This window comes from Promicromonospora sp. NPDC057488 (genome assembly GCF_042802395.1).
Taxonomy (GTDB): Bacteria; Actinomycetota; Actinomycetes; order Actinomycetales; family Cellulomonadaceae; genus Promicromonospora.
The window spans coordinates 1-9,298 of sequence record NZ_JBHVEG010000219.1 but is presented as its reverse complement, the minus strand read 5'-3'; the positions used below and the strand labels follow the sequence as shown (position 1 = coordinate 9,298).

General features: G+C 73.8%; 11 protein-coding genes. 5 read left to right on the top strand and 6 right to left on the bottom strand.

All coding sequences use genetic code 11. The annotated features are described in order from the left end of the window. Window positions 1–130 precede the first annotated feature (130 nt). Both ACFU5G_RS27090 and ddaH read right to left on the bottom strand, forming a co-directional pair. Complete coding sequence (locus tag ACFU5G_RS27090; protein ID WP_377251712.1) at window positions 131–1,159, bottom strand: ornithine cyclodeaminase; 1,029 nt, start codon at window positions 1,157–1,159, stop codon at window positions 131–133. Further along, on the bottom strand, window positions 1,156–2,154 hold the full coding sequence (ddaH, locus tag ACFU5G_RS27085; protein WP_377251710.1) for a dimethylargininase: 999 nt from the start codon (window positions 2,152–2,154) through the stop codon (window positions 1,156–1,158). The genes ACFU5G_RS27090 and ddaH overlap by 4 nt, the downstream gene beginning before the upstream one ends. Before the next feature lie 102 nt (window positions 2,155–2,256). Between ddaH and ACFU5G_RS27080 the strand changes: the two genes are divergently transcribed. The 3 genes from ACFU5G_RS27080 (at window position 2,257) to ACFU5G_RS27070 (ending at window position 4,721) form a co-directional block, all read left to right on the top strand. After that, window positions 2,257–2,694, top strand: coding sequence for an Lrp/AsnC family transcriptional regulator (locus ACFU5G_RS27080; RefSeq protein WP_020016425.1), 438 nt, complete (start codon window positions 2,257–2,259; stop codon window positions 2,692–2,694). Between the two features lie 88 nt (window positions 2,695–2,782). After that, window positions 2,783–3,466 (top strand): DedA family protein, encoded by a 684-nt coding sequence (locus ACFU5G_RS27075; RefSeq protein ID WP_377251708.1) that lies wholly within the window; start codon window positions 2,783–2,785, stop codon window positions 3,464–3,466. Between the two features lie 70 nt (window positions 3,467–3,536). After that, window positions 3,537–4,721 carry an MFS transporter gene (locus ACFU5G_RS27070; RefSeq protein ID WP_377251706.1) on the top strand — a complete coding sequence of 395 codons (1,185 nt, stop codon included), beginning with the start codon at window positions 3,537–3,539 and terminating at the stop codon, window positions 4,719–4,721. On the opposite strand, the gene ACFU5G_RS27065 is transcribed toward ACFU5G_RS27070, so the two are convergent. Continuing rightward, on the bottom strand, window positions 4,620–5,600 hold the full coding sequence (locus ACFU5G_RS27065) for a helix-turn-helix domain-containing protein (RefSeq protein ID WP_377251704.1): 981 nt from the start codon (window positions 5,598–5,600) through the stop codon (window positions 4,620–4,622). The genes ACFU5G_RS27070 and ACFU5G_RS27065 overlap by 102 nt on opposite strands. A gap of 132 nt (window positions 5,601–5,732) precedes the next feature. On the opposite strand from ACFU5G_RS27065, the gene ACFU5G_RS27060 reads away from it, so the two are divergent. After that, window positions 5,733–6,119, top strand: a complete 387-nt coding sequence (locus ACFU5G_RS27060) for a DUF1304 domain-containing protein (RefSeq protein WP_377251702.1) — start codon at window positions 5,733–5,735, stop codon at window positions 6,117–6,119. Window positions 6,120–6,224: 105 nt separating this feature from the next. Here ACFU5G_RS27060 and ACFU5G_RS27055 read toward each other — a convergent pair whose 3' ends face one another. The 3 genes from ACFU5G_RS27055 to ACFU5G_RS27045 all read right to left on the bottom strand — a co-directional run bounded on the left by ACFU5G_RS27055 (window position 6,225) and on the right by ACFU5G_RS27045 (window position 8,679). Continuing rightward, complete coding sequence (locus ACFU5G_RS27055; protein WP_377251700.1) at window positions 6,225–7,193, bottom strand: GlxA family transcriptional regulator; 969 nt, start codon at window positions 7,191–7,193, stop codon at window positions 6,225–6,227. Further along, a complete protein-coding gene (locus ACFU5G_RS27050; RefSeq protein ID WP_377251698.1) occupies window positions 7,190–7,759 on the bottom strand; it encodes an isochorismatase family protein in 570 nt (189 codons plus the stop codon). Before ACFU5G_RS27050 ends, ACFU5G_RS27055 begins: the two co-directional genes overlap by 4 nt. A 77-nt stretch (window positions 7,760–7,836) precedes the next feature. Beyond that, window positions 7,837–8,679: an SDR family oxidoreductase gene (locus tag ACFU5G_RS27045; protein ID WP_377251696.1), complete on the bottom strand. Its 843-nt coding sequence runs from the start codon at window positions 8,677–8,679 to the stop codon at window positions 7,837–7,839. A 123-nt stretch (window positions 8,680–8,802) separates the two neighbouring features. Between ACFU5G_RS27045 and ACFU5G_RS27040 the strand changes: the two genes are divergently transcribed. Continuing rightward, window positions 8,803–9,216, top strand: a complete 414-nt coding sequence (locus ACFU5G_RS27040; protein ID WP_377251694.1) for a winged helix-turn-helix transcriptional regulator — start codon at window positions 8,803–8,805, stop codon at window positions 9,214–9,216. Window positions 9,217–9,298: the final 82 nt, after the last annotated feature.

Here is a 9,298-nt window from a genome sequence, read left to right as displayed (position 1 = left end):
GACAGGCGTAGACATTGTCTACGCAGAGCAACACACCCCGCGCACCTACGTTCTTCCCCGAGCGACACGCCGTGCGACACACCGTCGGCAGCGGCGCAGGCGCCCCGGTCGGGCGCGACGCTCGGGCAGGTCAGGCCTCCGCGACCAGCGAGAACAGGTCCTTCGGGTTCGTCGGCTCGGCGATGAGGTCCAGGTGCTGCAGCAGCTCCGGGGCGTTGGCCGTGACGTCCTCCAGCACGAACTTCAGCGCGGTCCAGTCCTCCACGGCGAAGCCGACGGAGTCCCACACGATCAGCTCGTCCTGGCTCCGGCGACCCTGCGCCGCACCCGTGACGACCTGCCACAGCTCCGTCACCGGGAAGTCGGCGGCCTGGCGCTGGATCTCGCCCTCGATCCGGGTCTGCTCCGGCAGCTCGACGAACACGCTGGCACGCGCCACGATCGCCGGGTCCAGCTCGGTCTTGCCCGGGCAGTCGCCGCCGATCGCGTTGATGAACACGCCGCCGGTCACGTCGGCGTCGTGCAGCACGGTCGCGTTCTGCTTGTCGGCGGTGCAGGTCGTGATGACGTCGGCGCCGCGCACCGCATCGGCGGCGTCGTCGGCCAGGACGACGTCGAAGCCGAGCGCCTTGGCGTGCTTCGCCAGCTTCTCCATCGCGTCGCGGTCGACGTCGAAGACCCGCAGCGTCTCGATGCCGAGCTCGGCGCGCATGCCGAGGGCCTGGAACTCGGCCTGCGAGCCGCAGCCGATCAGGGCGAGCGTCCGCGAGTTCGCGGGCGCCAGGTAGCGGGCGGCCAGCGCCGACGTCGCCGCCGTGCGCAGGGCGGTGAGCAGCGTCATCTCGGCGAGGAACGTCGGGTAGCCGTTGCCGACGTCGGCGAGCATGCCGATCGCGGTGACGGTCTGGAAGCCGTTGGCCGGGTTGAGCGGGTGCCCGTTGACCAGCTTGAAGCCGTAGGTCTCGGCGTCGGAGGTAGGCATGAGCTCGATGACGCCCTCCGGGGAGTGCGACGCGATGCGCGGGCGCTTGTCGAGCTCGGGCCAGCGCGCGAAGTCGCGGTCCAGGGCGTCGGTCAGCGCGGCGATGGCGGCCTCCGGGCCGCGGCGGGCGACCCAGCGGGCGGTGGCGGCGACGTCGAGGTACGGGACGGTGGTCATCGGGTCTCCTCGGTGGTGGCGGCAGTTGCGGAGGTGGCGGCGGCCGCGTCGGCGAGCACGGCGCCGGCGAGCACCGTCGCGGCCAGCGCGGTGCCGGTCAGCGCGGGCAGGGCGGACGGCGTGGTGGTCTCGGGGCGCAGCTCGAGCGTGCAGCACTTCACCGAGCCGCCGCCCTTGAAGATCTCGGACAGGTCGATGCCCACGGGCACGAAACCGCGCTCCTTGAGCGCCTCGGCGTAGGCGCCGGCGCGGTCGCTGAGGAACACGTGCAGCCCGTCGGAGACGACGTTCAGGCCCAGGACGGCGGCGTCCTCGGCGCCGACCAGGATCGCGTCGAGGAAGCGCTCGCGCAGGGTCTCCTGCGCGGCCGGGCTGAAGGCCTCGGGGTGGTAGGCCACGACGGTCTCGCCGGTGACGGCGCCGTCGTCCAGCACGGACAGGGCGGTGTCGAGGTGGTAGTAGCGCGGGTCGACCAGCTCGAGCGGGACCAGCTCGATGCCCTGCTCGGCGAGCTCCAGCCGCTCGGCCACCTCGGCGTGGCCGGCGGGCGTGGTGCGGAAGCCGGTGCCGGCGAGCAGCAGCTTGCCGATGAGCAGCAGGTCGCCCTCGCCCTCCATGACCTCGACGGACTCGCCGAGCCGGCGATAGCCCTCGGCCTCGGGCGTCCCGAACCAGCGGTCGTACGCCGGGCCCTCGGCCGCGCGCTCCGGGTAGGTGAACCGGGCGGCGAGCGCCCGTCCGCCGACGACGATGCCGCCGTTGGCCGCGTAGACCATGTCGGGCAGGCCCGCCTCGGGCTCGATGACGTCGACCTTGTGACCGCGGGCCTCGTAGGCCGTGCGGAGCGCCTCCCACTGGGCGAGCGCCTTGGTGGTGTCGACGGGCGAGGACGGGTCCATCCAGGGGTTGATGGCGTAGACGACGTCGAAGTACGTGGGCGGGCACATGAGGTAGTGCCGCGGGGTGGCGGTCCGCTGCGCGGTGGTCTGCGTCATGGCGCGAGGCTACGGCCGCACCGATTCACAACAGGCACGCATCCGTTGCGCATCCTGCCGCGGATTCTTGCGTGATCGCTCGCTGTATTGAACGATTCGTTCATGGATGCCGTGAACCGGGCGATCGTCGGAGAGCTGTTGCGGGACGGGCGCGCCACCTACCAGGAGGTCGGCAGCGTCGTGGGTCTGTCGGCTCCCGCGGTCAAGCGCCGGGTGGACCTGATGATCGCCCGCGGGGAGATCGCGGGCTTCACCGTGCGCGTGGACCCGCAGGCGATGGGCTGGATCCTGGAGGGCTACGTCGAGATCTTCTGCTCCGGGATCGTCTCCCCCAAGGTCCTGGAGCGCGACTTCGCCCCGATCCCCGAGGTGGTGCGGGTCTCCACCGTGACCGGCGACGCCGACGCGATGGTGCACGTCATGGCCACGAGCATGGAGGAGATCGAGCGCACGGTGGAGCGCATCCGCACCGTCACGCACGTGGTCAAGACGCGCACGGCGCTGGTGATGTCGCGGGTGATCGACCGGCCCGGCGCCTGAGCCGGACCGGGCCGACGGCGGACCACCCGGCGGCGCACCTTAGGCTGTCCTCACAAGACGTTTCCCCAAGGACCGGAGGGCGCCCTCGATGCTCAGGACCGCGGTTTCGGACGACGTCGCCGGCTGGCTCGACGTGCTCGGCCCCCTCGCCTTCTACCTGGTGGTCTGGGGCCTCGTGTTCGTCGGCACCGCGTTCTTCGTCGGTGTGTTCATCCCGTTCCTGACGGGCGACGGGCTGCTGTTCGGCGCGGGCATCGTGGCGGGCAGCACCGACCGCATCGACATCTGGGTGCTGGCGATCGGCGTCGGCATCGCCGCGGTGGCGGGCGACCAGGTCGCGTTCGTGCTGGGCCGCCGCTACGGGCGGCCGTACCTCGAGTCGCGCCGGGGCCGCTGGGTGCAGGCCGCCGTGGTGCGCACCGAGCGGTTCTACGACCTGTTCGGCTGGTGGTCCGTGGTGATCGGCCGGTACATGCCCTGGGCCCGCGTCTTCGTGCCCGTGATCGCGGGCGTTACGCGCATGCCGTACCTCAGGTTCCTCACGGCGAACGTCTTCGGGGCCCTGAGCTGGGCGGTGCTGATCACGGTGCTGGGCTACTACGCGGCGTCCGACCCGTCGGTGCGGCCCATCGCCTACGTCGTGGCCGGCGTCGTCATCGCGGCGTCGGTTGTCGCGGGCATCCGGGCCTGGCGGCACGACCGGGCCAGCCGGCCGCACGCCGAGGCGACGCAGGGCGAGGCGACGCCGCGCGAGGCCACGCCGGGCGAGTGATCGGCCGGGCGATCAACAGCCCTCGCCGTGCGATCAACCGCGCGGTCCGGGCGCGAGCCAGGCTTGCGTCATGAGCACGAGCACAACCACCACCACGCGGCCCGGACCCGGCGTGGCCCCGTCGTCGGACAATCCAACCTGGACCCCCGTGGTCGCCCTCTCGTTCGGCATCGCGATGGTGGTGCTCAGCGAGTTCCTGCCGGCCGGCGTGCTGCCGGCGCTGGCCGCCGACGTCGGCGTCAGCGAGGGGACGGCCGGGCTGGCCGTGGCCGCGACCGCCATCGCGGGGGCCTTCACGGCGCCGAGCATCGCGGTGCTGCTGCCCCGCGCCGACCGGCGCACGGTGCTGGTCACCCTGCTCGCGCTGGCCGCGGTGTCGAACCTCGCCGTGGCGGTCGCGCCCAGCTTCGCCGTGCTGCTGGTGGGCCGGCTGCTGCTCGGGATCGCGCTGGCCGGGTACTGGTCGTTCGCGTTCGGCGCCGGCACCAGCGCGGTGCCCGGCAAGGACCGCGTGGTCTCGTCGGCGCTGGCGTTCGGTACCAGCATCTCGACCGTCGTCGGCATCCCGGTGGCGTCCGTGATCGGCGATGCCGTCGGCTGGCGCGCCACCTTCGGGGGCGTGGCGGTGCTGACCGCGCTCGGCGCCGTCGTGCTCGCCCTGACCCTGCCGTCGGTGCCGGCCCACCCGACCGCGGGCCTGCGGATGTTGACCGCCGCGCTGCGCAACCGGCGGCTGCTGGCGGGCATCGCCTGCGTGGTGCTGGTCGCGTTCGCCAACTTCACCGCCTACCCCTACATCCGCATCGCGATCGAGCGGGTGGACCCGTCGACCACCACGTGGATGCTGCTGGCCTGGGGCCTCGGCGGCGCGGTGGGCACGGTGCTCGCCGGGGTGCTCGCGCGGTGGCTCCGGCCGCTGGCGGCCACGGCCCCGCTGGCGCTGGCCGCGGCGCTCGTGCTGACGGCGTTCGCCTCGACCGTGCCGGTGCTGGCCGTCGCGGTGGTGCTGTGGGGCCTGTCCATGAGCATGGTGCCGGTGTTCTCGCAGCTCTGGGTCACCCGGGTCGAGCGCGAACGGGCCGAGTCCGCGATGTCGCTGCAGGTGACCGCCTTCCAGGTCGCGATCACCGCCGGGTCGTCGCTGGGCGGCGCGCTACTGGACGGCCACGGCGTCCGGCCGCTGATGCTGGTCGGCGCGGCCGCCGCGGTCGCGGCCGGCCTCGGCTGGGCGGTCCTGCGGGTGCCGCGCCGCTGAGGCGGGCGGGGCGGAGGGGACCCAGGGGCGGGCCTGACGCCTGAGGACCGGGGGCGGCGGGACGGCCGGGGACTGCTGGACGGCCGAGCCCGGCTGGACCGCCGGGCCAGTCGGGGCCGGCCCGGCCCGCCACGCGAGCGGTGAGCGCCCGTGGTCGGACGCGAACGCCCGGCTGAAGGCCGCCACCGAGCCGTAGCCCACCTCGAACGCGACGCGCGTGACCGGCAGGCACCGGTCGGTGAGCAGCGTGCGGGCCCGGTGCATGCGCACCTCGCGCAGCATCTGCATGGGGCTGTGCCCGGTGGCGCGGCGGAACCGTTCGGTCAGAGCGGAGCGCGACAGGTGCACGAGCGCCGCCATCCGGTCCAGCGTCCACGGCTCGCCGGGGCTGGCCGCGAGCGCCGCGACGACGTCGGCCACCTGGGTGTCCGCGGGGCCGGCACCCGCGGCGCCGTCGGACGCCGGGCCGCCGTCGAGGGCGTGGCCCTGCTGCCAGAGCGCCGTCATCGCCGCCCCGATGAGGCCGGCGTAGCTCGCGGCGAACGGGGCCGGGCTGGAGATCGCGTCGAGCGGGCACGCGGTCACGAGCGCGACGACGCCGCGCTGCCGCTCGTCGAACCCGCGCACCACCAGCGGGCTCGGCAGCACCGCGCCCGGGGCCGCGCGCCGCAGGTCGCCGTGCACCAGGTCGGTCTCGGCGTCGGCGGTGAGGCGGTGCGCGGTCCGGGCGTCGACGAGCACGGCGTCGCCGGACAGCACCCGGTGCCGCGCGTCGGCGGTCTCCAGCGTCACGGCGCCGGCGAGCACGACGGCCCACAGGGCACCGGGCCGGGACCGTACGTCACCGGCGGCGAGCCGCTCGCGCCGCAGCGCCGTCATCTCCCACTCCATACGAGACGGAGCCAATTGGGCGCGCCGGCTATTCCCGGGGCCGGTCGCGGCGCGTCCTGACATACTGCCGATCACCCGGCCGCCGTCCCGTCAGGCCGCACCCATCCGGAGGAAACCGCCTTGCTGATCGTCGGACTCGTGCTCGCGGGCGTCGCCGCGCTCATCCACGTGTACATCTTCTACCTGGAGTCCTTCGCGTGGACCGAGAAGCGCACCCTCGCGACGTTCGGGATGAGCGCCGAGGAGGCCGAGGTGACCAAGCCGCTCGCGCTGAACCAGGGGTACTACAACCTGTTCCTCGCGATCGTCACGGGTGTCGGCATCGTCCTGACGGGGACCGGGTCGACGGCGGCGGGCGCCGCGCTGGTCCTCGCCGGGGCGGGCTCGATGTTCGCGGCGTCGCTCGTGCTGGTGATCTCCGACCCGACCAAGCGCGGCGCCGCCCTCAAGCAGGGCCTGGTGCCGCTGCTGGGTGTGATCGCACTGGCCATCGGCCTGCTGCTCTGACGCTGGCCGACGGGGCGCTGCCGGTCCGGCGGGCCACCGCCGGGTAGTCGGTAGAACGTCAGGTGGTCGGTAGCTCGGAATGCCGATCACCTGACGTTCTACCGATCATTCGGCGTCGACGGCACGGAGCCGGCGCAGCGAGCGCGCGTCCTCGAAGCCGACCGTGCGGGCCGCCTGCTCCGACGTGGCGCCCTGGCCGATGAGGTGCTCGGCGCGCTCGCGCCGCAGCAGCTGCTGGTAGCGCAGGGGCGTCACCCCGGTCGCCCGGGTGAACGCCCTGGTCAGCGTGCGCTCGGCGACGCCGGACCGCGCCGCCAGGTCGGCGAGCGGGAGCGTCCGCGCGAAGTGCTCGTCGATGTGGTCCTGGGCCCGGTGCACGGTGTCGTCCACGTGCGACCGGTGCCGCAGCATCGCGCTGGCCTGCGGCTCGGTCCCGTTCCGGCGGGCGTACACGACCATCTCCCTCGCCACCTGGGCGGCCAGCGCCGGGCCGTGCCGCATGGCGAGCAGGTGCAGCGAGAGGTCGATGCCGCTGGCGATGCCCGCGGAGGTCACCACGCCGTCGTCGGTGGTGAACAGGACGTCCCGCACCACGTGCGCCCGCGGGTGCCGCGCCGCCAGCGCGTCCTGGACGGCGTGGTGCGTGGTGCAGCGCCGGCCGTCGAGCAGTCCCGCCTGACCGAGTGCGTCGGAGCCCGCGCACACGCTGGCCACGGTGCCGCCTGCCGCGTGGTGGGCGCGGAGCCGCTCGCGCGTCTCCGCGGTCAGACGGGGCCACGCCTGCGGGTCGTCCCCGACGCGCCACCCGGGGACGACGACGAGGTCGTCCGGGCCGAGCGCCGGCCAGCCGGTACCGGCGACCAGCGGGAGGCCCTGCGCGGAGGCGACGACGGCGACGTCGGGCACGGGGCTGCCCGGGGTGGCGCCGGCCACGCTGCCCTCGGCCGGGGCGCCAGACACGTACCGCAGGTCGTAGCGGTGGCCGAAGTCCCCGGCCGTGAAGAACGCCTGCGCGGGGCCCGCCAGGTCGAGCAGGTGGACCCCGGGCAGGAGCAGGAAGACGACGGTGGTCACGCCGTCGATGCTGCCACCTCGGCCTTGGCCGTGTCCTCGGACTCCAGCTCGGCGACGGTCGCGATGCGCGCGAACCGGTCACGGAGCACGGTCTCCGTGCGCTCCAGGATGTCGGCGGCGCTGAACCGGCCCAGCGGGTCGGTCGTGGTCGCGTCGCTGACGAACGTCACGTCGTAGCCGAGGTCGGAGGCGACTCGCGTGGTGGTCTCCACGCACTGCTCGGCGCGGATGCCGCAGATCCGCAGCTCGCGCACGCCGTGGGTGGTGAGGATCTGCTGGAGGTTGGTCGTGGTGAACGCGTTGTGCGAGGTCTTGCGCAGGAGCGGCTCGCCGGGCAGGGGCTCGCTCAGCTCCTCGAACAGACGGACGTGACCGGACTCGGGGTCGAACGGGTTGCCCGACCCCGGCTCGGTGTGCAGCACCCGGACCACGAGGTCGCCGGCCGCGCGGGCGAGGTCGACCAGGCGGTCGACCGGCTCGGCGATCCCCGGGTTGAGGGTCTCGGCCCACAGCGGGCGCACGCGGAAGGACTCCTGGACGTCGATGACGATCAGTGCTCTGCTCATGACCCCAGTGTGGTCCCCGGTGCGGCCCGTGCGGGAGGCTGGATCAGGTCGTCGGGCGGACGGATCCGGTCACCGCGTCAGGCCGCGAACGCTCCCGCGTTCCGGCGCGCCCAGTCCGCGAACGTGTGCGCCGGCCGCCCCAGCACGCTCTCGACGTCGCGGCTGACGAGCTGCTCCTGCGGCGTCGGCTCGCCCAGGATCGCGAGCGTGCCGTCGACGATCGGCTCCGGCATGTACGCGAGCATGTCGGTTCGCGCTTGCTCGCGCGTGAGCTCGACGAGGGTGAGCGGGATGCCGAGCACGTCGGCGAGCGCCGCCGTCCGGTCACGGGGCGACAGGGCTGCAGGTCCGGTGAGCACGTAGGCACGGCCGGCATGACCGTCGTCGGCCAGGGCGGCGGCCGCGACCTGCGCGATGTCGAGCGGGTCGACGGCGGGCAGCGCGACGTCGCCGAACGGCGCGTGGACGGCCCGCTCCGACCGGACCGTCGGGACCCAGGCGAGCGCGTTGCTGGCGAAGTCGGCGGGCCGCAGCAGCGTCCACTCCAGGCCCGAGCCCTGCACCCGCTTCTCCAGCTCGGCGAGCGGACCGTGCGAGACCGATCCGGCACGCGTGACGGCGCCGAGCGAGGACAGCAGGACGAGCCGTCGCACACCGGACTCGGCGGCCGTGCCGATGATCCGCTCGGTGTCCAGGTGCCCGCCCGAGCCCGGCACCAGCAGGAACATGGCGTCCGCGCCGCTGACGGCGGCACGCAGGCTCGCCGGTTCTGCCAGGTCGGCGCTCACCCCGCGGACCAGCGGGTCGTCGAGCGGGGCGGCACCCGCGCGGGAGACGGCGGTGACGTCGTGCCCCCGCCGGGCGAGCTCTGCGACCAGCGGCCGCCCGATGTTCCCCGTGGCTCCGGTGATGACGATCATGGGTGCTCCTTGTCGGTGGGACACAGCCCTGGACCAGGGCCGGACGGCCCCTGTGGCCGCCGTGCTGCCGACGTTACGAGCCTCAGTACAGTAGGTTCCCTCAGGAAAGTATTGGAGCCTGCCATGCCCGACGCGGCACCCACCACGAAGCCCGGCACCGGCACCTGGTGCCCGCAGCCCGACGACGACCCGGCCGCCGCCTGCCCCATCTCGCCGGTCGTCGACCTCGTGTTCAGCCGGTGGACCACGCCGATCCTGTGGGTGCTGCAGGCGCACGGGACCCAGCGCTTCGTCGAGCTGGAGCGGCGGATCGGCGTGACGCCGAAGGTGCTGACCCAGCGCCTGCGCCAGCTCGAACGGGACGGCCTGGTCCAGCGCAGGATCTACGCGGAGGTCCCGCCACGCGTGGAGTACGCGATCACCGAGCTGGGCAGCAGCCTGCAGTCCGTCTTCGCGGCACTGGGCGACTGGGGCGACACACACATGGCCGACGTCGAGCACTCCCGCGCGACGTACACGGGCCCACTCCCCCGCTGACCCTGCGCTGGTCCGCCCCTGCGCTGGTCCGCCGAGGCGGCCTGGGCGGTCGGCAAAAGGTCAGGTGGTCGGCAGCTCGAGC

Bases quoted from the DNA above. Each gene is read 5' to 3' on its own strand.
- ACFU5G_RS27050 (WP_377251698.1), bottom strand. From the start codon at position 7,759: ATGAGCAGAGCACTGATCGTCATCGACGTCCAGGAGTCCTTCCGCGTG.
- ACFU5G_RS27075 (WP_377251708.1), top strand. From the start codon at position 2,783: ATGCTCAGGACCGCGGTTTCGGACGACGTCGCCGGCTGGCTCGACGTG.
- ACFU5G_RS27090 (WP_377251712.1), bottom strand. From the start codon at position 1,159: ATGACCACCGTCCCGTACCTCGACGTCGCCGCCACCGCCCGCTGGGTC.
- ACFU5G_RS27045 (WP_377251696.1), bottom strand. From the start codon at position 8,679: ATGATCGTCATCACCGGAGCCACGGGGAACATCGGGCGGCCGCTGGTC.
- ACFU5G_RS27065 (WP_377251704.1), bottom strand. From the start codon at position 5,600: ATGACGGCGCTGCGGCGCGAGCGGCTCGCCGCCGGTGACGTACGGTCC.
- ACFU5G_RS27040 (WP_377251694.1), top strand. From the start codon at position 8,803: ATGCCCGACGCGGCACCCACCACGAAGCCCGGCACCGGCACCTGGTGC.
- ACFU5G_RS27080 (WP_020016425.1), top strand. From the start codon at position 2,257: ATGGATGCCGTGAACCGGGCGATCGTCGGAGAGCTGTTGCGGGACGGG.
- ACFU5G_RS27070 (WP_377251706.1), top strand. From the start codon at position 3,537: ATGAGCACGAGCACAACCACCACCACGCGGCCCGGACCCGGCGTGGCC.
- ddaH (WP_377251710.1), bottom strand. From the start codon at position 2,154: ATGACGCAGACCACCGCGCAGCGGACCGCCACCCCGCGGCACTACCTC.